Origin of the sequence: Nonomuraea sp. NPDC050202 (assembly GCF_040656115.1) — a bacterium.
In the GTDB taxonomy this organism is placed as follows: Bacteria; Actinomycetota; Actinomycetes; order Streptosporangiales; family Streptosporangiaceae; genus Nonomuraea.
In genome coordinates this window covers 35,525-58,773 of sequence record NZ_JBFALF010000002.1, presented here as the reverse complement: position 1 = coordinate 58,773, position 23,249 = coordinate 35,525, and the positions used below count along the sequence as shown (strand labels likewise).

28 protein-coding genes and 1 tRNA gene are annotated in these 23,249 nt (G+C 72.3%); 15 read left to right on the top strand and 14 right to left on the bottom strand.

The genetic code is table 11. The annotated features are described in order from the left end of the window. The first annotated feature begins 9 nt into the window (after positions 1-9). Both AB0I79_RS05350 and AB0I79_RS05345 read left to right on the top strand, forming a co-directional pair. The gene (locus tag AB0I79_RS05350; RefSeq protein WP_357867248.1) at positions 10-216 is read left to right on the top strand and encodes a DUF4236 domain-containing protein; all 207 of its coding nucleotides are present in this window, start codon (positions 10-12) and stop codon (positions 214-216) included. Positions 217-329: 113 nt separating this feature from the next. Further along, positions 330-1,784 carry a pyridoxal-dependent decarboxylase gene (locus AB0I79_RS05345; RefSeq protein WP_357867246.1) on the top strand — a complete coding sequence of 485 codons (1,455 nt, stop codon included), beginning with the start codon at positions 330-332 and terminating at the stop codon, positions 1,782-1,784. Here AB0I79_RS05345 and AB0I79_RS05340 read toward each other — a convergent pair whose 3' ends face one another. Beyond that, complete coding sequence (locus AB0I79_RS05340) at positions 1,785-2,729, bottom strand: WYL domain-containing protein (RefSeq protein WP_357867243.1); 945 nt, start codon at positions 2,727-2,729, stop codon at positions 1,785-1,787. Between the two features lie 95 nt (positions 2,730-2,824). Here AB0I79_RS05340 and AB0I79_RS05335 point away from each other — a divergent pair, with 95 nt between their 5' ends. Next, complete coding sequence (locus tag AB0I79_RS05335; RefSeq protein ID WP_357867240.1) at positions 2,825-3,346, top strand: nucleoside-triphosphatase; 522 nt, start codon at positions 2,825-2,827, stop codon at positions 3,344-3,346. Here the strand turns inward: AB0I79_RS05335 and AB0I79_RS05330 are convergent. Then, positions 3,343-3,777 (bottom strand): GNAT family N-acetyltransferase, encoded by a 435-nt coding sequence (locus AB0I79_RS05330; protein WP_357867237.1) that lies wholly within the window; start codon positions 3,775-3,777, stop codon positions 3,343-3,345. The two genes, AB0I79_RS05335 and AB0I79_RS05330, sit on opposite strands and share 4 nt — an antisense overlap. A gap of 75 nt (positions 3,778-3,852) precedes the next feature. Continuing rightward, positions 3,853-3,925 (bottom strand) — tRNA-Ala (locus AB0I79_RS05325). Positions 3,926-4,000: 75 nt separating this feature from the next. On the opposite strand from AB0I79_RS05325, the gene sigJ reads away from it, so the two are divergent. Next, the gene (sigJ, locus tag AB0I79_RS05320; RefSeq protein WP_357867234.1) at positions 4,001-4,891 is read left to right on the top strand and encodes an RNA polymerase sigma factor SigJ; all 891 of its coding nucleotides are present in this window, start codon (positions 4,001-4,003) and stop codon (positions 4,889-4,891) included. A gap of 2 nt (positions 4,892-4,893) precedes the next feature. Here the strand turns inward: sigJ and AB0I79_RS05315 are convergent, their stop codons facing one another. The 6 genes from AB0I79_RS05315 to AB0I79_RS05290 all read right to left on the bottom strand — a co-directional run bounded on the left by AB0I79_RS05315 (position 4,894) and on the right by AB0I79_RS05290 (position 9,226). Continuing rightward, positions 4,894-5,718, bottom strand: a complete 825-nt coding sequence (locus tag AB0I79_RS05315; RefSeq protein WP_357867231.1) for a metal-dependent hydrolase — start codon at positions 5,716-5,718, stop codon at positions 4,894-4,896. Continuing rightward, positions 5,715-6,926 (bottom strand): MFS transporter, encoded by a 1,212-nt coding sequence (locus AB0I79_RS05310; RefSeq protein WP_357867228.1) that lies wholly within the window; start codon positions 6,924-6,926, stop codon positions 5,715-5,717. Before AB0I79_RS05310 ends, AB0I79_RS05315 begins: the two co-directional genes overlap by 4 nt. A 138-nt stretch (positions 6,927-7,064) precedes the next feature. Next, entirely contained in the window at positions 7,065-7,745 is a 681-nt protein-coding gene (locus tag AB0I79_RS05305) for an SRPBCC family protein (protein WP_357867225.1), read from the bottom strand. A 31-nt stretch (positions 7,746-7,776) separates the two neighbouring features. Then, positions 7,777-8,154, bottom strand: a complete 378-nt coding sequence (locus AB0I79_RS05300; RefSeq protein ID WP_357867222.1) for a hypothetical protein — start codon at positions 8,152-8,154, stop codon at positions 7,777-7,779. Beyond that, positions 8,151-8,513, bottom strand: coding sequence for a hypothetical protein (locus tag AB0I79_RS05295; RefSeq protein WP_357867219.1), 363 nt, complete (start codon positions 8,511-8,513; stop codon positions 8,151-8,153). The genes AB0I79_RS05300 and AB0I79_RS05295 overlap by 4 nt, the downstream gene beginning before the upstream one ends. Before the next feature lie 11 nt (positions 8,514-8,524). Then, positions 8,525-9,226 (bottom strand): TetR/AcrR family transcriptional regulator C-terminal domain-containing protein, encoded by a 702-nt coding sequence (locus tag AB0I79_RS05290; RefSeq protein WP_357867216.1) that lies wholly within the window; start codon positions 9,224-9,226, stop codon positions 8,525-8,527. A gap of 44 nt (positions 9,227-9,270) precedes the next feature. Between AB0I79_RS05290 and AB0I79_RS05285 the strand changes: the two genes are divergently transcribed. Both AB0I79_RS05285 and AB0I79_RS05280 read left to right on the top strand, forming a co-directional pair. Further along, positions 9,271-10,629 (top strand): DHA2 family efflux MFS transporter permease subunit, encoded by a 1,359-nt coding sequence (locus tag AB0I79_RS05285; protein ID WP_357869601.1) that lies wholly within the window; start codon positions 9,271-9,273, stop codon positions 10,627-10,629. After that, positions 10,599-11,093: a DUF523 domain-containing protein gene (locus AB0I79_RS05280; protein ID WP_357867214.1), complete on the top strand. Its 495-nt coding sequence runs from the start codon at positions 10,599-10,601 to the stop codon at positions 11,091-11,093. Before AB0I79_RS05285 ends, AB0I79_RS05280 begins: the two co-directional genes overlap by 31 nt. Here AB0I79_RS05280 and AB0I79_RS05275 read toward each other — a convergent pair. Genes AB0I79_RS05275 through AB0I79_RS05265 form a run of 3 tightly spaced genes read right to left on the bottom strand, consistent with a single transcriptional unit; the run spans position 11,069 to position 12,643 of the window. Beyond that, a complete protein-coding gene (locus tag AB0I79_RS05275; RefSeq protein ID WP_357867211.1) occupies positions 11,069-11,449 on the bottom strand; it encodes a hypothetical protein in 381 nt (126 codons plus the stop codon). The genes AB0I79_RS05280 and AB0I79_RS05275 overlap by 25 nt on opposite strands. A 40-nt stretch (positions 11,450-11,489) precedes the next feature. Beyond that, positions 11,490-12,092 carry a helix-turn-helix domain-containing protein gene (locus AB0I79_RS05270; protein WP_357867208.1) on the bottom strand — a complete coding sequence of 201 codons (603 nt, stop codon included), beginning with the start codon at positions 12,090-12,092 and terminating at the stop codon, positions 11,490-11,492. Next, the gene (locus tag AB0I79_RS05265) at positions 12,092-12,643 is read right to left on the bottom strand and encodes a hypothetical protein (protein ID WP_357867205.1); all 552 of its coding nucleotides are present in this window, start codon (positions 12,641-12,643) and stop codon (positions 12,092-12,094) included. The genes AB0I79_RS05270 and AB0I79_RS05265 overlap by 1 nt, the downstream gene beginning before the upstream one ends. A gap of 27 nt (positions 12,644-12,670) precedes the next feature. Here AB0I79_RS05265 and AB0I79_RS05260 point away from each other — a divergent pair, with 27 nt between their 5' ends. The 7 genes from AB0I79_RS05260 to AB0I79_RS05230 all read left to right on the top strand — a co-directional run bounded on the left by AB0I79_RS05260 (position 12,671) and on the right by AB0I79_RS05230 (position 20,582). Continuing rightward, a complete protein-coding gene (locus tag AB0I79_RS05260; RefSeq protein ID WP_357867202.1) occupies positions 12,671-13,348 on the top strand; it encodes a response regulator transcription factor in 678 nt (225 codons plus the stop codon). Between the two features lie 10 nt (positions 13,349-13,358). Next, positions 13,359-14,669: a HAMP domain-containing sensor histidine kinase gene (locus tag AB0I79_RS05255; RefSeq protein ID WP_357867199.1), complete on the top strand. Its 1,311-nt coding sequence runs from the start codon at positions 13,359-13,361 to the stop codon at positions 14,667-14,669. Positions 14,670-14,710: 41 nt separating this feature from the next. Then, positions 14,711-15,754 (top strand): lytic polysaccharide monooxygenase, encoded by a 1,044-nt coding sequence (locus AB0I79_RS05250; RefSeq protein ID WP_357867196.1) that lies wholly within the window; start codon positions 14,711-14,713, stop codon positions 15,752-15,754. A gap of 158 nt (positions 15,755-15,912) precedes the next feature. Beyond that, on the top strand, positions 15,913-17,283 hold the full coding sequence (locus AB0I79_RS05245) for a Dyp-type peroxidase (RefSeq protein ID WP_357867193.1): 1,371 nt from the start codon (positions 15,913-15,915) through the stop codon (positions 17,281-17,283). A gap of 174 nt (positions 17,284-17,457) precedes the next feature. Then, on the top strand, positions 17,458-18,138 hold the full coding sequence (locus AB0I79_RS05240; RefSeq protein ID WP_357867190.1) for a GAP family protein: 681 nt from the start codon (positions 17,458-17,460) through the stop codon (positions 18,136-18,138). 65 nt (positions 18,139-18,203) lie between these two features. Further along, the gene (gene nhaA / locus AB0I79_RS05235; protein WP_357867187.1) at positions 18,204-20,000 is read left to right on the top strand and encodes a Na+/H+ antiporter NhaA; all 1,797 of its coding nucleotides are present in this window, start codon (positions 18,204-18,206) and stop codon (positions 19,998-20,000) included. A gap of 39 nt (positions 20,001-20,039) precedes the next feature. Beyond that, complete coding sequence (locus tag AB0I79_RS05230; RefSeq protein WP_357867184.1) at positions 20,040-20,582, top strand: hypothetical protein; 543 nt, start codon at positions 20,040-20,042, stop codon at positions 20,580-20,582. Here the strand turns inward: AB0I79_RS05230 and AB0I79_RS05225 are convergent. Further along, positions 20,573-21,349: an NAD(P)H-binding protein gene (locus AB0I79_RS05225; RefSeq protein ID WP_357867181.1), complete on the bottom strand. Its 777-nt coding sequence runs from the start codon at positions 21,347-21,349 to the stop codon at positions 20,573-20,575. The two genes, AB0I79_RS05230 and AB0I79_RS05225, sit on opposite strands and share 10 nt — an antisense overlap. Positions 21,350-21,411: 62 nt before the next feature. Here AB0I79_RS05225 and AB0I79_RS05220 point away from each other — a divergent pair, with 62 nt between their 5' ends. Then, entirely contained in the window at positions 21,412-21,735 is a 324-nt protein-coding gene (locus AB0I79_RS05220; RefSeq protein WP_357867178.1) for a hypothetical protein, read from the top strand. Here AB0I79_RS05220 and AB0I79_RS05215 read toward each other — a convergent pair. After that, complete coding sequence (locus AB0I79_RS05215) at positions 21,722-22,171, bottom strand: hypothetical protein (protein WP_357867176.1); 450 nt, start codon at positions 22,169-22,171, stop codon at positions 21,722-21,724. The genes AB0I79_RS05220 and AB0I79_RS05215 overlap by 14 nt on opposite strands. Positions 22,172-22,215: 44 nt before the next feature. Here AB0I79_RS05215 and AB0I79_RS05210 point away from each other — a divergent pair, with 44 nt between their 5' ends. Further along, positions 22,216-23,226 (top strand): YafY family protein, encoded by a 1,011-nt coding sequence (locus AB0I79_RS05210; protein WP_357867173.1) that lies wholly within the window; start codon positions 22,216-22,218, stop codon positions 23,224-23,226. The last annotated feature ends 23 nt before the right edge of the window (positions 23,227-23,249 follow it).

The window sequence follows — 23,249 nt, the reverse complement described above, 5'->3', positions numbered from 1 at the left end:
AGGAGGGGCATGGGCTGGCACTACCGCAAGTCAATCAAAGTGGGGCCGTTCCGGATCAACCTGTCACGGCACGGCGTCGGTCACAGCTTCGGCAATCGGCGCTTCCACGTCTCGACCACCCCCGACGGCCGCCGCTACGTGTCCGTGCACCTGCCCGGCGGCATCCACCTCAGCAAGGCCATCGGCGGCAAGCGTCACCGGCGCTACCACTACTGACACTCGGCGGTCGCCAGACCGCTTGAGATAGAACGGGCCGGGGGCGAAAGCCTCCGGCCCGTCCACTTCCCCAACCGCTGCCGCGGCGGCAGAGTGGTCGGATGAGCCCTCACATGACCCCTGAGGAGTTCCGCCGCCACGGCAAGCAGGTCATCGACTGGATCGCGGACTACCTCGCCGGCATCGAGTCCCACCCCGTGATGTCCCAGGTCAAGCCGGGTGAGATCCGGCGTGCCCTGCCGGCGTCCGCGCCCGAGCGCGGGGAGCCGTTCGAGAGCGTGCTGTCGGATCTGGGGCGGATCCTGCTGCCCGGCATCACGCACTGGCAGCACCCGGGCTTCTTCGCCTACTTCCCCTCCAACGCCAGCGGCCCGGCCGTCCTGGGCGATCTGCTGGCCGGCGGGCTGGGCGTGCAGGGCATGTTGTGGGTGACCAGCCCGGCGTGCACGGAGCTGGAGACAGTGGTGGTCGACTGGCTGGCCGAGCTGATCGGGCTGCCGGAGCGCTTCCGCACCGACGCGGCGGGCGGCGGGGTCATCCAGGACTCGGCGTCGAGCGCCTGCCTGGTCGCGCTGCTGGCGGCGCTGCACCGGGCGAGCGGCGGGCGGGTCGCGGCCGAGGGCATCGACCGGCGTTACACGCTGTACGTGACGTCGCAGACGCACTCCTCGCTGGAGAAGGCGGCGCGGATCGCCGGCCTGGGCGCGGCCGGCGTGCGGGTGGTGGACGTGGACCCGCGCACGCTGGCCATGGACCCGTCCCACCTGCGCCGGCTGCTGGCCGAGGACGCGGCGGCGGGGGCCGTGCCCGCGATGGTCTGCGCCACCGTCGGCACCACCTCCACCACGGCCGTCGATCCGGTGCCCGCCATCGGTGAGGTGTGCGGGGAGCGCGGGGTCTGGCTGCACGTGGACGCCGCCTACGCCGGGGTCGCGGCGATCTGTCCCGAGTTCCGGTGGCTGAACGACGGCGTGGCCGAGTACGCGGACTCGTACGCGACGAACCCGCACAAATGGCTGCTGACCAACTTCGACTGCGGCGTGCTCTGGACGGCCGACCGCGGCCCGCTCCTGGGCGCGCTGTCGATCCTGCCCGAGTACCTCAGGAACACCGCCACCTCGACCGGCTCCGTCGTGGACTACCGGGACTGGCAGGTGCCGCTGGGCCGCCGGTTCAGGGCGCTGAAGCTGTGGTCGGTGATCCGCTGGTACGGGGCCGAGGGGCTGCGGGCGCACATCCGCAAGGGCGTCGAGCTGGCGGCGGAGCTGGCGGGCTGGATCGCCGCGGACCCGGGGTTCGAACTGCACGAGCCGCACCCGCTGGGGCTGGTGTGCTTCCGCCCCCTGTGGCCGGCCCTGGACGACGCGGCGGAGGCGGACCGGGCCACGCTGGGGCTGATGGAGCTGCTCAACGCGAGCGGGTCGATGTACCTGACGCACACGAGGATCGCCGGCCGGGTGGTGCTGCGGCTGGCCGTCGGGGCCGCGGCGACGGAGCGGCGGCACGTGGAGCAGGCGTGGGAGCAGATCCGCTGGGAACACGCGGCCCTGTCCTCGACCATGCCCTGACTACGCGTAGCGCTCGACGAGCTCGGCGCCGATCCTGGCCAGCTCGGCCCGGACCTCGTCGGGCTCCTCGACCTCCACCCGCGCGCCCCACCCGGCGAGCTGCTCGGCGATCGTCAGCGCCATCGGCGCGGCCACCCGGGCCCGGACCCGCCCGTCCCCCGTCTCCCCCAAAGTCTCGCAGTGCCGCCCGAAGTGGTCGCGCAGGATGGGCAGGAGCCGGGCGGAGATCAGCACGGTCGCGGAGACGGTGGAGCGCCGCCGCTCCATCTCCTCGACGACCCCCGACCAGGCCCGCGACAGCTCGAAGTCGTCCGGCCGCTCGAACTCCTCCTCCGTCACCTCGGCCGCGACGATCCGGTCGACGCGGAACGTGCGCTGCCCGTGCTCGGTCCCGGCCAGCAGGTACCAGACGTCGTCCTTGTCCACCAGCCCCCAGGGCTCGACCAGCCGCTCGGTGCGCTCACCGGCGCGGCGTCCCGCGTACCCGAGCCTGACCCGGCGCCGCCGCACGGTGGCGCGTTGCAGGGCGCGTACCAGCTCGGGCCGCTCCTTCTCCGGCTCGCCCCAGCGGGCGGGATCGACGACCACCGCGCCGGCCGCGGCCTCGGCCTCCTCCCTGAACGTCTGGGGCAGCGCCCGCAGCAGCTTGCGCAGCGCGGACCTGAGCTCGGGCGCGTCGGGCGCGGCCGGTCCGGCGAGCAGGAACAGCGCCTGGGCCTCGTGCGAGGTGAGCCCGGTCAGGTCGGTACGGGCGCCGCCCAGCAACGACCAGCCGCCGCCGCGCCCCGGCTGCGGGTAGACGGGGATGCCGGCGGAGGACAGCGCTTCGAGGTCGCGCCGCGCGGTGGCCACGGACACCTCCAGCTTCTCTGCCAGCTCGGCGGCGGTCACCCGGCCACGCGCCTGCATGAGCAGCAGCGCGGCCACCAGTCGATCAGCTCGCATGACCCCATTCTCCGCCCTGAAGTGCTCACCGGATGAGCACTTATGCCGGAGGCCCCGCGGTTCCCGGCGCGGGCCCGCTCTGCCATCCTGGTGCCGTGTCCAGGCCGCGCATCCTGCTCACCGCCCCGCCCCGCACGGGCAAGACCACCGTCGTGCGCCGCCTCGCCGGCCTGCTGCGGGCGGCGCACGTGCCGATCTGCGGCTTCCTCAGCGACGAGGTACGCGAGCGCGGGCAGCGGGCCGGCTTCACCGTGGAGGACTTCGCGGGGCACAAGGCCGTGATGGCCCACCTGTCGTGGGTCACCGGCCCGCGGGTCGGCAGGTACGGCGTCAACGTGCCCGCGTTCGAGCGCATCGCGCTGCCTGCCATGCAGCAGGCGCTCACCGCGCGGGGCGCCGTGGCGCTCATCGACGAGATCGGCCCCATGGAGCTGCTGTCGCCCGCGTTCCTGCCGCGCTGCGTGGCGCTGTTCGAGGCCGGCGTGCCGATCGTGGCCACCGTGCACCAGCGCACGCACGCCTCGCTGAAGGCGCAGATCGACGCCGAACTGATCACCGTGACGCCGCGGAACCGCGACGAGCTCCCCGAGAGTCTCGCCCGCCTGTTCACGGCCTAGAGGCTCTTCACCGGCAGCCCGAACGCCGACAACCCCTGCTCGTGATGCTCGACCAGGCCGAGCCGCCGGTAGAAGGCGTGGTTGGCGGGCCCGTCGGGGGTGGACTCGTGATCGGTGGTCAGCACGAAGTAGCGGCAGTGCGCGTACCGCTCCTTCAGGTGCTCCAGCAGCCGCCGCCCGACGCCCTGCCCGTGGAACTCCTTGTCGACCAGCAGCTCCTGCACGTAGCAGATCACCTCGTCGTCGGACACCGTCCTGGCCAGCCCGAGCAGCCGCCCGTCGCCGTCCCTGGCGGTGACGACGAGGTGGGAGCCGGCCAGCGCCCTGCACACCTTGGCGATGTCGCGGGTCCACACGCTCCAGCCGACGGAGTCGTACAGTTTGAAGATCTCGGCCTCGTCGAACGAGGTCTCTGCTGCGATGATCACCATTCGTACGACTCTAGGACGTCTCGCCCTGCTGGGAAGCCGCGAAGGCGGCACTGTACGACGTGCCGCCGCGAGGGGTGGAGCTATGGGGATTCGAACCCCAGACCTCCTCCATGCCATGGAGGCGCGCTACCAACTGCGCTATAGCCCCTTGCGATCAACAAGTGTAACGGAGTTCTGAACCCCTTGTGTCACGCCGGGGCTGTCGTGGTACGTCTTAGGTTTCATGTCGACATTTGAGGATCACCGAGGCGTGCTGGTCGCCGTCGCCTACCGGATCCTGGGCAGCGTGTCCGATGCCGAGGACGTCGTGCAGGAGGCGTGGCTGCGCTGGTCCGGAGTGGACGAGTCGGCCGTCGAGGATCCCAAGGCGTTCCTGATCACGGTGACCTCGCGGCTGGCCATCGACCGGCTGCGGTGGGCGAAGTCGCGGCGCGAGTCGTACGTGGGGCCGTGGCTGCCCGAGCCGATCAGCACCGCGCCCGACGTGGCCGAGCACGCCGAGCTGGCCGACTCCGTGGAGATGGCGATGCTGGTGGTGCTGGAGACGCTGTCGCCGCTGGAGCGGGCGGTGTTCGTCCTGCGGGAGGCGTTCGACCTGCCGTTCGCGGAGATCGCGCAGATCATCGGGCGGGCGGAGCCGGCCACCAGGCAGCTCGCCCGGCGGGCCAGGGATCACGTGCGGGACAAGCGGCCGCGCTTCGACGTGGACAGGGACGAGCGCCGGCGGATCACCGAGCGGTTCATGGGCGCCTCCGCGGGCGGCGACCTGGACGCGCTGATCGAGCTGTTCTCCGACCAGGTGTCGATGGTCAGCGACGGCGGCGGCAAGGCCAGGGCGGCGCTGCGGGTCATCACCGGCGCCGAGAACGTGGGCCGCTACCTGCAGTCGATCAACACCCCGGCGAACATCGCCAAGTTCATGGCCTCGATCGGCAGGGCGGACCTCGCCGACCTGTCGTTCGCGCTGGAGACGCTGAACAACGCGCCGGCCATCGTCATCTCGGCGGGCGGCCAGGTGATCAACGTCATCTCGCTGCTCATCAGGGACGGCAAGATCGAGACGATCTACGTGGTGGCCAACCCGGAGAAGATCGGCCACCTCAAGCCGTCCTGAGCTCAGCCGGCGCGGCCGGTGCGCATGGTCAGCGTGACGTCGTCGAGCGACAGTTCGGCGACGATCCCGGCCAGCTCTCCCGTGCGGCTGACGTGGGTGCCGCCGCACGGGATGGACGCCTCGCCCTCCGGCAGCGAGCAGTGCCACGTGCGGCGGGCCGTCAGCCCCCGGTCCGGCACTTCCAGGTGGACCGGCGCGTCGGCGGCCACCCACGCCGCGAGCCGGTCGTTCACCTGCCGGGCGAGCTTCTCAGGGTCCAGGTCCTCGGCGGAAAAGCCCTTCTTGCGCAGCGACTTGCCCAGGCGGTAGACGTCCACGCTGCCGTGCGGGGTGATGCGGGAGGAGGTGATGGCCGCCTGGTCGAAGTCGGGGCGGCCGAGCGAGTCGGGCCGCGTCTGCTTGCGCCACCGGTCGGCCAGGGCGGCGTTGAGCGCGAGCGCGGCCAGGTGGCAGGCGGTGTGACCGGCGCAGAGCGCGGCGCGGAAGCCCGCGTCCACTTCCAGGTCGACCTCCGCCCCCGCGGGCAGCGCCGTCTCGGTCACGTGGACGACCAGCCAGTCCCAGCCCTCGGCGCCGCGCCGGGCCGGGATGTCCGCGCCGAGGAAGATCTCGCCGGTGTCCGACCGGGCTCCTGTCAGGCAGTCGACGACCGGCAGGCCGCCGATGGTGCCGCGGTCGGCGGGCTGGTCGGGCCAGGTGTGGTCGAGGGGGTGGAACGGCGTCTCGGAGACGACGAGGCCGTGCCGCTCCCCCACCGGCACGGCCTCGACGATCGTGGAGCGGCCGCTGGTCAGGCCGCTGGGGAAGGTGACGAGGGTGGAGTTCACCCGGCCATTCTCTCGTCCTCCAGGTAGCGGTTGCGGCCGGCGTACAGGCCGGTCAGGAGCTGGGCGGCGAGGACCACGAAGATCAGCGTGTACGGCACCGCCCACCCTCCGGTGGCCTCGCGCAGCACGCCCACCAGCAGCGGGCCGGCGCCCGAGATGAGGTAGCCGGCGCTCTGCCCGAAGGCCGACAGCGCGGCCGTGGTCTCCGGCGTACGGGTGCGCAGCGCCAGCATCATCAGCGCCAGCGGGAACGACCCCATCCCCACGGCGATGAACACGACCCAGACCATGGCCGTGGAGGCGGGCGCGAACCACAGCCCGAGGAAGCCGATCACGTAGAACACGACGAGCCCGACGACGGTGGGACGCTGGTCGCGGAAGCGGGAGGCGATCATCGGCACGGCGATCGAGACGGGGATGTTCAGCGCGGTGAACACGCCGAGGATCACCCCGGCCTCGGAGGTGGTGTAGCCGCCGTCGGTGAGGATGGTGGCGAGCCAGCCGAACATGATGTAGGCGATCATCGACTGGGTGCCGAAGTAGACCGCGATCATCCAGGCCAGCCTGCTCTTGACCAGGCTGCGGATGCCCGCGTCCCGGCCGCCGGTGTCCCGCTCCGGCTCACTGCGCAGCAGCGCAAGCCACGGAATGGCGGCGACAGCGGCCAGGGCCGCCCACACGCCGAGCGCGATGTGCCAGTCCCCCGAAGCGCGCTCGATCGGCACGGTCGCGGCGGCGGCCAGCATGGTGCCGGCGGCCAGGGCCGTGGTGTAGACGGTGGTCATGATCCCGGTCCGGGCCGGGAAGTGACGCTTGATCAGCGTCGGGATCAGCACGTTGCCGACGGCGCCGCCGGACAGCGCGACGGCGCTGCTCAGCAGGAACACCGGGGCGGAGCCGACCAGCGACCTGACCAGCAGCCCGGTGCCCAGCGTGACGAGGGCGAGCAGCAGGAGCCGGTGCTCGCCGACGCGCCTGGCCAGCGTCGGGGTGATGGCGCCCACGCTGGCGAAGGCCAGCACGGGCAGGGTGGTCAGCAGCCCGGTGCCGACGCTCGACATGCCGAGGCCGGCGGAGAGCTGGTCGAGCAGGGGGCCGACGCTGGTGACGCCGGTGCGCAGGTTCAGTGCGGCGAGGACGATTCCCAGCACGAGGAGCCAGGCCAGCGGGGTGGTTCTGCCTCGGGACTCTTGGGCGAGCACGCTCATGTCGGGAACGGTCCTCCACTCATCAAATCATGGGACGAATGACACCTTAACAGGACCGAAATATGCATTTATTCCTGGCGAACATCCCTCAGGCATGACAAAACCCCCGGAGCCGGACTCCGGGGGTTCTGTGGCAGCTCACAGCACAGGGGGAGGCGGTTGCCCCGGCCCCTGAGGAGTCCCCGGGCCGCCCGGAGCCCCTGGAGTACCCGTGGAGCCCGGAGGCACCGGCCCCGGAGGCGGCAGCGTGCCGCCCGGCGAAGCGCCGCCACCACCGGCAGGCGGGTAGTCGCCGCCCACCGTGCCGGGGGGCACGTTGCGAGCGCTGCCGCCGTACGTGGAGCCCTGCTCGTGCCCGCGCTGGTGCGGCCCCGGCACGTCGCCGCGCCAGCCGCCGGTCTCGTCGCCGCGCGACTCGATGAAGGTCTTGAAGCGCTTCACGTCGCCGATCACGCGCATGCGCACGAGCTGCAGCTTGTCGCCCGCGGTCTCCAGGAGGCCCTCGGGGTCGTACTCCATCTGGAGCGTGACCCTGGTGGTGTCGTCGTCGAGCCGGTGGAAGGTCACCACACCGGCCTGGTGCGGCTTGTCGACACTGCGCCAGGCGATGCGCTCGTCGGGGTGCTGCTCGGTGATCTCCGCCTCGAACTCGCGCCTGATACCGGCGATCTCCGCCACCCAGGCCGTACGCGTGTCACTGAGCTGCTTGACCGACTCCACGCCCTCCATGAACTCGGGGAAGCTCTCGAACTGCGTCCATTGGTTGTAGGCCACCCGGACGGGGACCCTGACATCTTCGGAATGTTCGATCGTGCTCATGGGGTCTGCCACTGCCCCGGCACGCCGGGCGTTAACGCCTTCGACGCAGCCAGAACAGGCCCACGAGGGGCAGCACGAGGGGGATGAACAGGTAACCCCTGCCGTACGCCGACCACACGGTCTCGTCGGGGAAGGCGGCCTGGTCCAGCAGGCTGAGCGTGCCGATGATCAGCACGCCGGCCAGCTCGATGCCGAGCGCCACCAGCGCCAGGCGGCGCGCGCCGCGCCAGAGCGCGACCGTGAGCAGGATGTAGACCAGCGCCGCGAACGCCGACAGCGAGTACGCCAGCGGCGCCTCGCCGAACCTGGTGGCGATCTGCACGGCCGCCCGCGCCCCCGCGGCCAGCGAGAACAGCCCGTAGACCGCGATCAGCGCCCGGCCGGGCCCGGAGCCGATGGCGGTCGTCACGCCGTGCCCTGCCAAATCTGCAGGAGCCGGCCCGTCATCACCGCGACCGCGAAACCGGCCACGGCCAGGATCGCCGGCCCCCACCTGCTGCGCTCGGCCAGCGCCAGGAACACGCCCGCGGGCGGGATCAGCACCTCGCCGCCGACGTAGCCGAACAGCGTGACCTTGTCGTCGGGCCCCTGCCCACCGGCCACCCCCGCGACCACGAACCCCGCCTGCACCAGCACGGCCACCTCCAGCAGGGCGAACCCCACCAGCAGCACCATGCCCATCGGCCGGTCGCGGATCGCGACGATCAGGCTCATCAGCATCAGCAGCAGCGAGCCGGAGATGACGATCGTGGAGACGGTGGTGTTCATCGGGGGTAAGGCTATCGCCCGGTATCGCCGCCCCCGATGGAGCCCTCCATCCCGTCGAGCACCCAGTTGAGCCCGCGCTCGAAGTTGTCGTCGGCCCCCTGCACGCCCTGCTCGATCATCGGCGCCAGCCGGGGGAACTCGCCGCTCTCGATCAGCTCCCTGACGTACGGCTCCGCCAGCGCGGCCCGCTCGGCGTCGTCGATCCCCTGCTCCCTGGGCGAGCGGCGCTCCACGGCCTGCCTGACCACGAACCCGGTCATGTAGTCGTTGAAGGTCGCCAGGAACCGCCAGGCCGTCAGCCGGTCGACCCCGAGCCCGTCGAAGGCCGACAGCTTCTGCTCCACGTGCCGCAGCCCGTTGGGCCCCACGGCCACCCGGTGGGAGATCAGGTCGACCCGCCACGGATGCCGCCGCACCAGCTCCAGCTCGCGCCGGGCGAGCAGCAGTAGCGCCTCGCGCCAGTCGCCGGGCAGCGGCTCCTCGACCACCGCCTCCGCGGCGATCTCGTCGGCCATCAGCGCGAGCAGGTCCTCCTTGCGCTCGATGTAGGAGTACAGCGTCATCGCGCGGGCGTCCAGCTCGGTGGCCACGCGCCTGATCGAGACGGCGTCGAGCCCCTCGGCGTCGGCCACGGCGATGGCCGTGGCGACGATCGCCTCCCGGGTCAGCACCGGGCGGCGGGGCGGGGTCGGTCTCGACCAGATCGATGTCACGGCACCGATTCTAGACAGCGTACGAAACTGATACGGTGTACGACATGCGATACGCCGTACGAACGCCCTTCCGGGCCACCGGCCTGGTCGTCCTGCTCGGCGTCGTCATGACGATGCTCGACACCACGATCGTCAACGTCGCGCTCGGCACCCTGGCCCGCGACTTCCACACCACGCTCGCCAGCGTCCAGTGGGCGGCCACCGGCTACCTGCTGGCCCTGTCGATGACCGTCCCGGTCACGGGCTGGGCGGTCGGCAGGTTCGGCGTGCGCAACGTCTGGCTCTGCTCGCTCGCGCTCTTCGTCGCCGGCTCGGCCCTCTGCGCCGCCGCCTGGTCGCTGGGGAGCCTGGTCGTCTTCCGCGTCGTTCAGGGGGTGGGCGGGGGCCTGCTCCAGCCGGTCGGGCAGATGATGCTGGCCCAGGCGGCGGGCAAGGAGCGGATGGGCCGGGCGATGGGCCTGATCTCGGTGCCCGCCATGCTGGTGCCCGTGCTCGGGCCGCCGCTCGGCGGGCTGCTCGTGCAGGGCCCCGGCTGGCGGTGGCTGTTCCTGGTGAACGTGCCGGTCTGCGCGGTGGCGCTGCTGGCCGCGTTCCTGCTGCTGCCCCGCGAGAGCGGCGCGGGGCAGCGGCAGCGCCTCGACGTGCTCGGCCTGGCCCTGCTGTCCCCCGGCCTGGCTGCCCTGATCTACGGGCTGTCGGAGGTGGGCAACGGGGCCTCGCTGCTGCACCCGGCGCTGTGGATCGGCATGGCCCTGGTGACCGCCTTCGCCTGGCGGTCGCTGCGTGACACGTCGCTGCTGGACCTGCGGCTGTTCGGCGATCGCACGTTCGCCGCGGCGGTGCTCGCCCTCGCGTGCTACTCGGCCGCGATGCTCGGCTTCACCGTGCTCGTGCCGCTCTACAGCCAGCTCGCCGAGGGCGGCACCGCGCTGGAGGCGGGGCTGCTGCTGGCGCCGATGGGGATCGGCGCGGCCATCACCATGCCGCTGGCCGGCAAGCTCACCGACAGCAGGGGGCCGCGCGGCGTCGGAGCCGCGGGAGTGGTGCTGGTGGTGGCGAGCATCGCGGGGTTCGTGCTGACCGGCGGGGGGCCGGTGCCGATATTCGCGCTCGGGCTCGGCCACGGGCTGGTGGCCACGTCGGTGATGGCGGCCGCGTACCGGACGCTGGAGCCCGCGGCCATCCCGGCGGCGACCACGCTGAGCACGATCACGCTACGGCTCGCCGCCCCGTTCGGGGTCGCGCTGCTGGCCGTGCTGCTGCAGGTGTTCACCAGGGCGGGCGTGGCGCAGCCGTTCCCGTACACGTTCTGGGTGGCCGCCGGGCTGGCCGGGGTCTCGCTGCTGCCGATCGCGCTCATAGGATCGGGTACGTGGAGAAGATCCTCGTCAGCGCCTGCCTGATGGGCCGCAAGGTGCGCTACGACGGCGGCGCGAAGACCAGCTCCGACGCCTGGCTCGCCGGATGGCGCGAGGAGGGGCGGCTGGTGCCGTTCTGCCCCGAGGTGGAGGGCGGGCTGCCGGTCCCGAGGCTCGCCGCGGAGATCGAGGGCGGTGCGGGCGGAGAGGCCGTGCTGGCCGGCGCGGCCCGCGTGCTGGCGACGGACGGGTCCGACGTGACAGCCGAGTTCCTGGCGGGCGCGCGCGGGGCGCTGGCCGTGGCGCGCGCGCACGGCATCCGGATGGCGGTGCTGAAGGAGGGCAGCCCCTCGTGCGGGGCCCTGGCGATCTACGACGGCACGTTCCAGGGGCGCAGGACCCCGGGACGGGGTGTCACGACGGCGCTGCTGGAGCGGAACGGCATCCGGGTCTTCAGCGAGGAGCGGCTGCCCGAGGCCGCCGGCTACCTGCGCACCCTGGAGACGTAGAAGGCGCCGCTCAGCCCGGCGGCGAGCGCGACCGCCATGAGGCTGTGGTACCAGGTGAGCAGCGCGCTGCCCGCCTCCGGGCCGAAGGCCAGCGCCAGGATCCCGAGCAGCACGCCGCCGAGCGCCGCCGCGTGCGTGTAGATCAGGCCGTCCCAGGCCCACGCCCGCCGGGCCAGCGCGCCGTACCCGCCGCCGATCAGCACCACGCAGCACAGCGTCTCCACGATCGCGGCCGGCACGATCACCGGCTCCCGCACGGGCCCGAGCCCGACTCCGGCGTGCAGCACCGCGAACGTCACGAATACCAGCGCGTAGAGCAGCGACAGCCCGCCCAGCGATCTCCGGAGTGCGTCCATGCCGCCACGCTGCCACGGCCCGGGGCGAACGGAATCGTCTCTAGGGAGTCGGCGCCGCTACACCTTCAGTCGTAGGCAGCAGCCGCCTCACCAGGCGGATGACCTCGTCGATCGTCACCGTCGCGTCGGGCTCCGACTCGCACGCGGCCACCGCGCGGCCGGCCTCGCCCATCATGGTCGTCAGCAGCACCACCAGCACCTGGCTCTCCCGCGAGTCGTCCAGGCCGAGCAGGCGCTTGTTGCCGCCGATCCAGTTCCAGCCGCGCTGCCTGCGCAGCGTGGCGAACTCGACCGGCCCGTCGCTCTCCAGGAACAGCCTGGCCACCTCGCGCTGCTCCCACGAGCCCTCCAGGTACGCGCGGGCCCCCGCCAGGAACTTCTCGGCCTCGCCCGCCTCCCTGACGGACTTCGCCGCCCGGGAGGTGCGCTCCTCCTGCCCGCGCATGAACTGCTCCCACAGTGCCAGGAACAGGCCGGGCTTGCCGCCGTAGTGGTGGTACAGGCTGCCGACGCTGATCCCTGACGCCTCCACGATGTCGGCGACCGTGGCGTCGGCGTACCCCTTGGCCAGGAAGACGTCGCGGGCCGCGCGCAGCAGCGTGTCGCGGGTGCCGCTCGACCGGCTCCAGCGTCGGCTCCTCATCAGTACTCCCAGGTGTCGGTGCGCCGCTCGTGACCGATGCAGAACACGCCCGTGCCGTGCTCACCCTTGACCAGGTCCACCCGGATCCAGCCGTCGGCGCGGGCGATCTTGGCGGTGTAGCCGCTGACCGGGGTGGCCGAGATCAGGCGGCAGCCTTCCCGGCCGATCGTGAACGCCACCTCCCCGCCCTTCACCTTCACCACCTTGAGCGACGGAGTGGGCGCCGCAATCCCCGGCCCCTTCGTCGCCGGAGCCGTGGTGCGCTGCTCCTTCGGTGTGCTGCGCGGCGCCGGCGTGGCGGGCGCCTGCTCGACGGACGTCGGAGCGGGGGACGTCGGCGCGGGAGCCGTCGGCGCGGGAGCCGTCGGCGCAGCGGGCGCGCGCGTTCCGGCCCGCTCGCCCGCCGCGATCGTCTGCGCGAGGAACGGCTCGACGTCCACGTCGTCCACGAACTCCTCGCGCAGCACATCACGCACGCCGAACCACGAGACCGACACCGCGACCACGGTGGCTCCGCACCAGATCGCCGCATATCTCAGGGCTCGACGCATGAGACGCATTATGTACGGTGGGGCCCCATGGCGACGGTTCTCGTAGTCGAAGACGACGAATTCGTCAGATCGGCGATCATTCACGAGCTGGGCAGGCGGGAGCACGCCGTCCGCAGCGCCGGCTGCGCCCTCGACGCGCTCAGGGAGATCTCGCAGTCGCCTCCCGACGCCGTCATCCTCGACCTCGGCCTGCCCGACCTGGACGGCTCGGAGGCGCTGCGCATGGTGCGCGGCATCTCCGACGTGCCGGTCATCGTGGCCACCGCCCGCGACGACGAGGCCGAGATCGTCAGGCTGCTGCGCGCCGGAGCCGACGACTACCTGGTCAAGCCGTTCTCCGGCGACCATCTCAGCGCCCGGCTGGACGCCGTGCTGCGCCGGGCCAGGTCAGCGCCCGCGCCCCGGACGATCACGGTCGGCGGCCTGGTCGTGGACGTGGACCGGCGCGAGGCCGCGCTCGACGGCGGGCCGCTGGCACTGACCAGGCGCGAGTTCGACCTGCTCGCCTACCTCGCCGCCCGCGCCGACCGGGTGGTCACGCGCAAGGAGCTGCTGGCCGAGGTCTGGCGGCTCGCCTACGGCGACGACCAGACGATCGACGTGCACCTGTCGTGGCTGCGCCGCAAGCTCGGCGAGAGCGCCTCCCGGCCCCGCTACCTGCACACCGTACGCGGCGTCGGGTTCATGTTGTCAGCACCCCGATGAGCGGGCCCCGATGAGGCGGACCCTCGCGGTGCTGATGGTCGCCGTCACCTCGATGGTCGCGCTGGCCTTCCTGGTGCCGCTGGCGCTGATCGTCAGGGAGACCGCGCAGAGCAGGGCCGTCGCGGGCGCCGAGCGGCAGGCGTCGGCGCTGGTGCCGGTGCTGGCGCTGACGACCAGCGGCGACGACCTCGGCCACGCGATGGCGCGCACCGAGGCGGGACGGCGCGGCCTGCTGGCCGTGCACGTCAACGGCGGCGCGACGGTCGGCACGTCGCGCGCCCCGGCCGCGCAGGTGGCCGTGGCCGCCGCCCGGACCAGGGCGAGCACGGTCGAGCTGGACGGCGGGTACGTGCTGCTGCGCCCCGTGGCGCTGGACGGCGACCGGGGCGCGGTGATCGAGGTGTTCGTGCCCGCCGACGACCTGAACCGGGGCGTGCCGTCCTCCTGGGCGGTGCTGACGGGCGTGGCCGTGGTGCTCGTGCTGGGCTCGGTGCTGGTCGGCGACCGGCTCGGGGCGCGGGTCGTACGGGCCTCGCGCCGCCTCGGCACGGCGGCCACCGCGCTCGGCTCCGGCGACCTGAGCGAGCGCATCCACCCCGACGGGCCGCCCGAGCTCAAGGCGGCGGCCAACGCCTTCAACACCATGGCCAACCGCGTCACCCACCTCCTCGCGGCCGAGCGGGAGCTGGCCGCCGACCTCTCCCACCGGCTGCGCACGCCGCTGACCGCGCTCAAGCTGAGCCTCGACCAGCTCGGCCCGCAGGCGGAGCCCAGCAGGCAGGCGCTGGCCCGGCTGGAGGGCGAGGTCACCACGATCATCTCGGCGGCCCGGCGCCCCGCACGCGGGGACCGGTCGTTCGGCAGGTCGTGCGACGCGGCCGAGGTGCTGCGCGAGCGGCTGGCGTTCTGGTCGGCGCTGGCCGAGGACCAGGGGCGGCCGTGGCAGCTCGTCGGGGCCACGCTGCCGGTGCGGGCGCCCGTGCCGGCCGGGGAGCTGACGGCGGTGGTGGACGCGCTGCTCGGGAACGTGTTCCGGCACACGGCGGAAGGCACGGCGTTCAGCGTCACGCTGCACGAGGGCCGCGGCGTGGTCGGCATCCTGGTCGCCGACGCGGGGCCCGGCATCCCGGACCCGGAGGCGGCGCTGGAGCGGGGCGCCAGCGGGAGCGGGTCCACCGGGCTCGGGCTGGACATCGCGCGACGGCTGGCCGAGTCGACCGGCGGGTCGCTGCGGCTGGATCGTTCGTCGCTGGGCGGGGCTCAGGTGCAGGTGTGGTTGCGGCTTGAAAAGCTGTCTAAGCCAGCCTTAAAGGACACTTAAGCCCGATATTTCGGCATTATCGGTGCTCCAAGGTGTTCTGCATGCAGATCAACCGCAAGGCGCTCGTCGCCACCACCCTGGCCGCCCCCACCCTGCTCGTGCTCGCCGTCGTCCCCGGCGCCGCCTCCGCCCACGGCACCATGAGCAACCCGCCCAGCCGCACGATGGTCTGCTACAGCGAGGGCCCGGAGAGCCCCAGGTCGGCCGCGTGCAAGCAGGCCGTGGCGACCGGCGGCACCCAGCCCCTGTACGACTGGAACGAGGTCAACATCGCCGACGCCGCCGGCCGGCACCGCCAGATCATCCCCGACGGGAAGCTGTGCAGCGCGGGCCGCGACAAGTACCGCGGCTTCGACCAGGCCCGCGCCGACTGGCCGGCGACGACCATGACCAGCGGCGCCACGCACACCTTCAAGTACCGGGCGACCGCCCCGCACAAGGGCGCCTTCGAGCTGTACATCACCGACGACGGCTACGACCCGGCCAAGCCGCTGAAGTGGTCGGACCTGGAGTCCACGCCCTTCCACACCGTGACGAACCCGACGGTGGCCGACGGCTACTACACGATGACCGCCAAGCTCCCGTCCCGCCAGGGCCGCCACCTGATCTACGCGATCTGGCAGCGCAGCGACAGCCCCGAGGCGTTCTACTCCTGCTCGGACGTGGTCTTCGGGCAGAGCAACCCCTCGCCCGCGCCGACCCCGACCGGCACGCCGACGGCGACCCCGAAGCCCACCCCGACGGCCTCCACGCCCAGGCCCACCTCGACGACCTCCACCCCGAAGCCCACCTCCACCGCCACGACCCCGCCGGCCGGTGGCAACGCCCTGGCCGCGATCAACGCGGGCGTCGGCGTCTCCCCCGCCACCGCCGCCGCGGGCACGCGGGTGAAGGTGACGGCCGTCTGCAGCGGCTCCCAGGTGCGCGACGTCACCTCCGCCGCCTTCAGCCCGGCCAGGAACCTGCCCGGCACGCCCACCGTGGCCTGGTCACCGAGCCTGAAGGCGGCCGAGGCCGGCACCCACGCCGTGACCGTGCGCTGCAAGAACGGCAGCGTTGCGCGGACCTCGCTCACCGTCGGCTGATCGGGAAACGCGGCCTGTCCCTTTCCTGGAAACTTTCCCGTCTGCTCGCGAGTCGTACTGGTGGGGCGCGTCGGAAGACGGGGGATCGCCGGGGAGCGATCCCGCCGTGGCGCGTTCAGGGGGCCCGATTTCATCGCGAACGGGGAAGGGACACGGCAATGCCTGTCGACCTGAACAACGCACGACCCCTGGCCTGGGACTCGGCCACGCTCGACGCGGACACCAAGGCGATGCTCGACAACCTGCAGCCCAACATCCTGCGGGCGCACGTGCGCGAGCAGCTGTCCGTACTGTTCGTCCGGTTCAACGACGTGGCCGAGGGCAGGGCCTTCCTGCGCTGGGTCGCCACCACGAAGATGAAGTCGGCACGCAAGCACATGCAGGAGGTACGGGACTTCGCCGCCGGCCGCCACCGCGGAACCCCGTACGTCGGCATCGGCATCAGCAAGGCCGGCTACCGCGACCTCGGCCACTCGGTGGAGGACGTGCGCAAGTTCGGCGACCCGGTCTTCCGCGACGGCATGAAGCGGCGGGTCGCCGAGGTGAACGACCCTGCGGTGGAGGAGTGGGAGCGCGCCTACCAGCGCGAGATCCACGCCGTCATCCTGATCGGCGACGCGCAGGCGGAGCCGGTGGAGCGGCTGCGCGAGGAGATCCTCGGCGAGCTGCCGGAGAGCGCCCGGCTGCTCGGCGAGGAGCGGGGGCAGGGCATGCGCAACCCAGCCGGCGACGGCATCGAGCACTTCGGCTACGTGGACGGCCGCAGCCAGCCGCTGTTCCTGAAGGACGAGGTGGACAGGGAGCCGAAGGAGCACTGGGACCCGGCGTTCCCGCTGAGCAACGTCCTGGTGCCCGACCCGTTCGCGCCGAACCCCGTCCGTCACCACGGCAGCTACCTGGTGTTCAGGAAGCTGGAGCAGAACGTGCGGGCGTTCAAGGAGATCGAGCGGGACCTGGCCGACGACCTGGGCCTGAGCGGGGTGGACCGCGAGCGGGCGGGCGCCATGCTCGTCGGCCGCTTCAAGGACGGCACGCCCCTGACGCTCAAGCCCAAGCCGGGCGGCGGGCCGGTCGCCAACGACTTCACCTTCGACGGCGACGACGGCTCGAAGTGCCCGTTCTCCGGGCACGTCAGGAAGACCAACCCGCGCTCGTTCGGGCGCGAGGTGCTCATGGCGCGGCGCGGCCAGACCTACGGCGAGCGCGCCGACGAGCCGTGGGACGACTCGCCGCCGGAGAACCGGCCGAGCGGGGAGGTCGGGCTGCTGTTCATGGCGTTCAACAGCAGCCTGCTCGACCAGTTCGAGTTCACCCAGCAGAGCTGGGCGAACAACCCGAACTTCGAGGTCGAGGCCACCGGTCACGACCCCGTCATCGGGCAGGGCGAGCGCGACATCAAGGTCACCTTCCCCAAGGCGTGGGGCAAGCCCGAGATGTCCGGACCGCAGGCCCAGGTGGCCCAGACGGTCACCATGAAGGGCGGCGAGTACTTCTTCGCGCCGTCCCTGGCCTACCTGCGCAACCTGTAGCGAGCCTCAGCTCACCCCGATGCCCGTGAGGCCGAGGGCGCCGGCGACGAGCCGCCCCCGGAGTCTCGCGGGCAGGAGGGTGGGCAGCCAGGCTCCAGGTGAGCAGAAGGATGTACACCAGGTTCGATCCGGCGAAGGAGGCGGGCACCCGCCCGCGTTCAGCATGATCTCCTCATGACCATCGCGCTGCTGCTCGCCCTCGCGGGCCTGGCGGTGCTCGACAGCACGAGCTTCGGCACCCTCGCCATCCCCGTCTACCTCATGCTCAGCCTGGATCGTTCGCGGACCGCCCGGCTGCTGGTCTACCTCGCCACCATGGCGGTGTTCTACTTCCTGGTGGGCGCGGTGCTCATGCTCGGGCTGGCCACCGCGATGGACACCTTCGGCGACGCGCTCGACAGCAAGGCCGCCTACGCCGCGCAGCTCGTCCTCGGCGTGGGGCTGTTCGCGCTGAGCTGGCGCTTCGACCCCAAGTGGCGCGCCAAGCGGGGCCTGCCCAAGCGCACCTTCGAGCCCCGGGTGGGCGGGCCGCGCACGATGGTGCTGGTGGGGCTGACCGCCGGGGTGCTGGAAGTGGCCACCATGGTGCCGTACCTGGCCGCGATCGGCATGATGACGACCGCGGAGCTGGCGGTGACCCAGTGGGCGCCGCTGCTGGGGGCGTACGTGCTGATCATGATCCTTCCGGCGCTGGTGCTCATGGCCCTGCGCGCGGCGGCGGGCGAGTGGCTGGAGCCGAAGCTGGAGCGGCTGCGGGCCTGGCTGGTCAAGCACTCGTCGTCGATGCTGAGCTGGGGCATCGCGATCGTCGGCTTCCTGCTGGCCAGGGACGCGGCCTTCTACCTGTTCTTCTAGCCGGGTGCGGCGCGGGAGCACCCGGACGGCGCCTCTAGGATCAGATCTCCGGGGGGAGATCTACGATGTTGCGCGCGTTCCTGCGGACCGAGGCCGGCAGCACCAGCGTGCTGCTCGTGGCCACCGCGCTGGCCCTGCTCTGGGCGAACTCGCCGTGGGGCGGCACCTACGAGGCGTTCTGGCACACCTCGATGGGCATCTCCTTCGGCGACGCCCAGTTCTCGCTGGACCTGCGCCACTGGGTCAACGACGGCCTCATGACCGTCTTCTTCTTCCTCATCGGCCTGGAAGTCTCCTACGAGGTGCGGCTCGGGCAGCTCAGGGACCGGCGGCTGATCGCCGTGCCGGCCGTGGCGGCGTTCGGCGGCATGCTCGTGCCGGCGGGCGTCTACCTGCTGCTCAACTACGGCGGCCCCGGCGCCGGCGGGTGGGGCGTGCCGATCGCCACCGACACCGCCTTCGTGCTGGGCCTGCTCGCCGTGGCCGGCGCGCGCTGCCCCGACCCGCTGCGCGCGTTCCTGCTGACGCTGGCCATCGTGGACGACGTTCTCGCGATCATCATCATCGCGCTCTTCTACACCGAAGACCTGTCCGTGACCGCGCTGATCACCGCCGCGCTGCTGCTGGCGGCCATCATGACGCTGCGGTGGCTGAAGATCTGGCGGGCGCCCGCGTACATCGTGCTGGGGTTCGCGCTGTGGGTGGCCACGCTGGAGAGCGGCATCCACCCGACGCTGATCGGCATCGCGCTGGGGATCCTCGTCTTCGTGTACGCCCCCACCGACCACAAGCTGCTGCTCGCCGGGGAGGCCGTGCAGGAGTTCACCAGCGAGCCGAGCGCGCGGGCCGCCAGGCAGGCCGCGCTGCGCGTCCAGCGGGCCGTCTCCGTGAACGAGCGCCTGCAACTGCGGCTGCACCCGTGGAGCAGCTACGTGATCGTGCCCGTCTTCGCCCTGGCCAACGCCGGCGTCCGCCTCGACGGGGAGACGCTGCGCGCCGCCGCCACCTCGCCGGTCGCCATCGGCGTGGCGCTGGGGCTGCTGCTGGGCAAGGTCGCCGGGATCTCGCTGGGCACCTGGCTGCCGCTGCGGCTGGGCTGGGGCGTGCTGCCGGGGAACCTGGTGTGGGGGCAGCTGCTGGGCGGGGCCGCCGTGTCGGGGATCGGGTTCACGGTGGCGCTGTTCATCGTGGACCTGGCGTTCGAGGACCCCGCGCTGCACGACCAGGCCAAGATCGGCATCCTGGCGGGCTCGCTGCTGTCCGCCGCGCTGGGCTGGCTGATCTTCCGCATGGCGTGGGACCGGGGCGGGGTGTGCGCGCCGCCCGAGGCCGAGCCGGCCGAGGACCTGCCCACCACGCTGGCCGTCCCCGTCGGCCCCGGCGACCACGTACGCGGCCCCGCCGACGCCCGGGTCACGATCGTCGAGTACGGCGACTTCGAATGCCCGTACTGCGGCCGGCTGCACCCGATCCTGGAGGAGATCCTCAGGAAGAACCCCGACGTGCGGCTGGTCTTCCGCCACTTCCCGCTGCGCACGCTGCACCCGCGCGCCGCCTCGGCCGCGATCGTCGCGGAGGCCGCCGCCGACCGGGGCAGGTTCTGGGAGATGCACGACATCCTCTACGACAACCAGCGCTTCCTCACGGATGCCGACCTGGAGCACTATGCCGCCGAGCTGGACGTCGTCGCCTGGTCCGACGTGGCCGGCCATGTCGCCAGGGTCGGCGTGGACGAGGCGTCCGGCCGCGACAGCGGCGTGCGCGGCACACCGACGCTGTTCGTCAACGGCGTGCGGTACGAGGGCGGCCACGATCTCGATTCGATCACCCGTGCGGTGGAAGAAAGCCGGGAGTCCGCGTAACGTCATCGGGTCGCTCAACGACCCGATGGAGCTTGTTTGATGCTTTCCTACATCCTCAACATCTTCAATTTGATCGTGACGCTCGTCGTGCTGCTGGGTGGTGTCACGCTCATGGCGATGCGCAGGAAGGAGCACGGCCGCGCCTCGGTGGTCGGCATGGTGGGCTGCATCGCGCTCCTGCTGGGTGGCGTGATCAGCGGCGTGTTCGCGTTGCTGGCCCAGGATCTCGTCGAGTCGCTGGGGCTGGGCGGGTACCAACCGGTCTTCTTCATCATCAACGTGGCCGTCATGCTCTTCCAGACGGTCGGGACCGCGCTGCTGATCTGGGCGGTCATCATGCCCAGGAACCGGCCGCAGCCGCCTGCCCAGGGGGCGTGGCAGCCGCAACCGGAGTGGCAGCCCGGGCAGCCCGACTGGCAGGGCGGCTCACAGCCGGGGCAGCCCGGGTGGCAGCCCGGCCCGCAGCCTGGGCAGCCGGGACAGCCGGGACAGCCGGGGTGGCAGCCTGGGCCGCAGCAGCAGCCGCCCGGCTGGCAGACGCCGCCGCAGCCGCCCTTCGGCCAGGGTCACGGTCAGGGCTGAGCCTGGCGCAGGTACGCCTCCCAGGTGATCTCGCCGGCGGGCCGGGCCCGTGTGGTCAGGTGGCCGGCGCGGAAGGCCCGGCCGAGCCCGCCGGGAAGGCGCAGGCGCAGCACCGGCCTGCGCAGGCGCCGGGCCCGCAGCCAGCTCGCCGCGGCCTCGGCCATGGTCAGCGATTCCGGGCCGCCGTACTCCTGCACCTCGCCGCCCGGCCCCCGGCCTGCCAGCGCCGCCAGGTGCCCGGCCAGGTCCCGCACGTCCACGGGCTGCACCGCGATGCCCGGGTCGACGATCAGGAAACCGAGCCTGGCCATCCCCTGCAACGCCTGTGCCACGAACTCGTGGAACTGCGTGGCCCGCACGATCGTCCACGGCACCGGCCCGCCCTGCACGAGGCGCTCAGCCTCCACCTTTGTCCGGAAATATCCCCACGGCACGCGATCCACGCCCACGATCGAGACGTAGATCAGGTGCCGCACCCCGGCCTCCCGGGCCGCCGCGAGCAGCACCGACGTGCCGTCGAGCTCCACCCGGCGCGTGTAGCGGCCCCGGTAGGGCGCCGAAGCCAGGTGCACGATCACGTCCACCCCCGACACGGCCGCCGCCACGCCCCGGCCGGTGGTCAGGTCCGCGACCGCCCACCGCACGCCGCCGCCCGCGGGGCGGGCCGTACGGCTGGTCGCCCGCACCTCGTATCCCGCCTCGGCCAGGCTCTCCAGGACGGCACGGCCGAGGCGCCCGCTGCCGCCCGTCACGAGTACAGATGTCATGAGGCATGGACGGGGCAACCCCGGTAAGTGTGACAATGTTGCCGTACCCGACACTCCGCAGCGTGTTCGAGGGGACCATGACGCGAGAGCAGCCCGGCCCGCAGGATTCCGATCCCAACCAGACGATCCGCTATCCCCGCCCCGGGCAGCCGGACGAGCAGGGGCCCCCGGACGCGCCCAGCACGCGGCGGTTGCCGTACACGCCGGACATGCTCCCGGACGTGCAGCACTACGAGGCCAAGCCGCCGAGGTCGGGGTGGTGGTGGGTGATCGTGGTCGGCGGGCTCGTGCTGCTCGTCGCGGCCGTGGCCGTGGCGGCGGTGCTGTGGGTGCGCTCCGCCTCCGCCACCGGGGCGCCGGCCACGCAGACGGTCACGCTCGGCTGAAGTCCATCGTCCAGTTCGTCTCCCAGGTGCGGCCGTCGTCGGAGAAGGCCTGCTCCCAGCGGGCGGCGTCGGCGCCGGCGACCGTCCAGACGAAGCGGCAGCGCACCGGCCGGCCCTCGTGGCTCTCCTCGCCGTGGAACACGCCCCTGTCCCCCTCGAACGCGCCCACCATGGGCCTGGTGTCCAGCGCTCCTGTGGCGCTGCTGGCCCAGTAGATGGACCACTGCCGGGTCGCCGGGTCGTACACGCGCACGGTCAGGCCGCTGGTCCCCTTGGTGGGGAACTCGATCTCGTCGAAGCTGGCCGCGCCGCCGAAGTGCCGGGTGGCGACGGTCCGGCCGGGGAACTCGTCCCATTCGTCGATGCCGGACAGGGGCTTGACGAGGCGGCGGTTGATCACGTCCCAGTGACCGGCGAGAAAGTCGAAGTCGTTCATGCGGAGAACGTACGGCAGGGTCACTGACAGGTAGTGTCAGTGATGTGCGTGCCTCCCGCCTGGTCTCCATCCTCCTGATGCTGCAGACGCGCGGGCGGATGACCGCGCAGGAGCTGGCCGAGCGGCTGGAGGTCTCGGTACGCACCATCTACCGCGACGTCGAGTCCCTGCACGCCGCGGGCATCCCCCTCTACGGCGACGCGGGCCCGAAGGGCGGCTACCAGCTCCTCGACGGCTACCGCACCCGGCTCACCGGCCTGACGGCGGACGAGGCGGAGTCCCTGTTCCTGGCGGGCCTGCCCGGCCCCGCGGCCGAGCTGGGCCTGGGCACGGTGGTGGCGGCGGCGCAGCTCAAGCTGATGGCGGCGCTCCCGGTCGAGCTGAGGGACCGCGCGGGCCGCATCCAGGAGCGGTTCCTGCTCGACGCGCCCACCTGGTACCGCGATCAGGACCCCACGACCTACCTGGCCGCCGTGGCCGACGCCGTCTGGAACGAGCGGCGCATCCAGATCAGGTACCGGCGGTGGAAGCAGCCGCAGGAGGTGGAGCGGCGGCTGGAGCCGTACGGGCTGGTCGTCAAGGCGGGGCGGTGGTATCTCGTGGCCCGGGCGGGCGAGGACGTGCGCACGTACCGCGTCTCGCAGATCCTCGACCTGCAGCCGCTGGCGGAGGGGTTCGTCCGGCAGGAGGGGTTCGATCTGGCCGCCTACTGGGCGGGGCACCTGGCGGAGTTCGAGGCCAGGCTGCGCTGGGGCGAGGCCGTGGTGCGGCTGTCGCCGCGCGGGGTGCGGCGTCTGGCCGATCTCATGACGCCCGGGGTGGTGGCGGCGGCCAGGCAGAGCGCGCTGCCGCCCGACGAGGAGGGCTGGACGCGGGTCACGGTGCCGATCGAGTCGATCGAGCACGCGGTCGGGGAGTTCCTCAGGCTGGGCACGGATGCCGAGGTGCTGACTCCCGTCGCATTGCGCGAGCGGCTGGCGGCGACGGCGGACGAGCTGGCCAGGCGTTACCGGGAGGCGGGAACCCCGCCGATTTATGGGGATATCTCGGGATAAGACACCCCTCGGCCCCAGGATGC

Coding starts and splice junctions, on each gene's coding strand:
- AB0I79_RS05350 (WP_357867248.1), top strand. CDS start 10: ATGGGCTGGCACTACCGCAAGTCAATCAAAGTGGGGCCGTTCCGGATC.
- AB0I79_RS05345 (WP_357867246.1), top strand. CDS start 330: ATGACCCCTGAGGAGTTCCGCCGCCACGGCAAGCAGGTCATCGACTGG.
- AB0I79_RS05340 (WP_357867243.1), bottom strand. CDS start 2,729: ATGCGAGCTGATCGACTGGTGGCCGCGCTGCTGCTCATGCAGGCGCGT.
- AB0I79_RS05330 (WP_357867237.1), bottom strand. CDS start 3,777: ATGGTGATCATCGCAGCAGAGACCTCGTTCGACGAGGCCGAGATCTTC.
- sigJ (WP_357867234.1), top strand. CDS start 4,001: ATGTCGACATTTGAGGATCACCGAGGCGTGCTGGTCGCCGTCGCCTAC.
- AB0I79_RS05310 (WP_357867228.1), bottom strand. CDS start 6,926: ATGAGCGTGCTCGCCCAAGAGTCCCGAGGCAGAACCACCCCGCTGGCC.
- AB0I79_RS05305 (WP_357867225.1), bottom strand. CDS start 7,745: ATGAGCACGATCGAACATTCCGAAGATGTCAGGGTCCCCGTCCGGGTG.
- AB0I79_RS05295 (WP_357867219.1), bottom strand. CDS start 8,513: ATGAACACCACCGTCTCCACGATCGTCATCTCCGGCTCGCTGCTGCTG.
- AB0I79_RS05285 (WP_357869601.1), top strand. CDS start 9,271: ATGCGATACGCCGTACGAACGCCCTTCCGGGCCACCGGCCTGGTCGTC.
- AB0I79_RS05275 (WP_357867211.1), bottom strand. CDS start 11,449: ATGGACGCACTCCGGAGATCGCTGGGCGGGCTGTCGCTGCTCTACGCG.
- AB0I79_RS05270 (WP_357867208.1), bottom strand. CDS start 12,092: ATGAGGAGCCGACGCTGGAGCCGGTCGAGCGGCACCCGCGACACGCTG.
- AB0I79_RS05265 (WP_357867205.1), bottom strand. CDS start 12,643: ATGCGTCGAGCCCTGAGATATGCGGCGATCTGGTGCGGAGCCACCGTG.
- AB0I79_RS05260 (WP_357867202.1), top strand. CDS start 12,671: ATGGCGACGGTTCTCGTAGTCGAAGACGACGAATTCGTCAGATCGGCG.
- AB0I79_RS05255 (WP_357867199.1), top strand. CDS start 13,359: ATGAGGCGGACCCTCGCGGTGCTGATGGTCGCCGTCACCTCGATGGTC.
- AB0I79_RS05250 (WP_357867196.1), top strand. CDS start 14,711: ATGCAGATCAACCGCAAGGCGCTCGTCGCCACCACCCTGGCCGCCCCC.
- AB0I79_RS05245 (WP_357867193.1), top strand. CDS start 15,913: ATGCCTGTCGACCTGAACAACGCACGACCCCTGGCCTGGGACTCGGCC.
- AB0I79_RS05240 (WP_357867190.1), top strand. CDS start 17,458: ATGACCATCGCGCTGCTGCTCGCCCTCGCGGGCCTGGCGGTGCTCGAC.
- nhaA (WP_357867187.1), top strand. CDS start 18,204: ATGTTGCGCGCGTTCCTGCGGACCGAGGCCGGCAGCACCAGCGTGCTG.
- AB0I79_RS05230 (WP_357867184.1), top strand. CDS start 20,040: ATGCTTTCCTACATCCTCAACATCTTCAATTTGATCGTGACGCTCGTC.
- AB0I79_RS05225 (WP_357867181.1), bottom strand. CDS start 21,349: ATGACATCTGTACTCGTGACGGGCGGCAGCGGGCGCCTCGGCCGTGCC.
- AB0I79_RS05215 (WP_357867176.1), bottom strand. CDS start 22,171: ATGAACGACTTCGACTTTCTCGCCGGTCACTGGGACGTGATCAACCGC.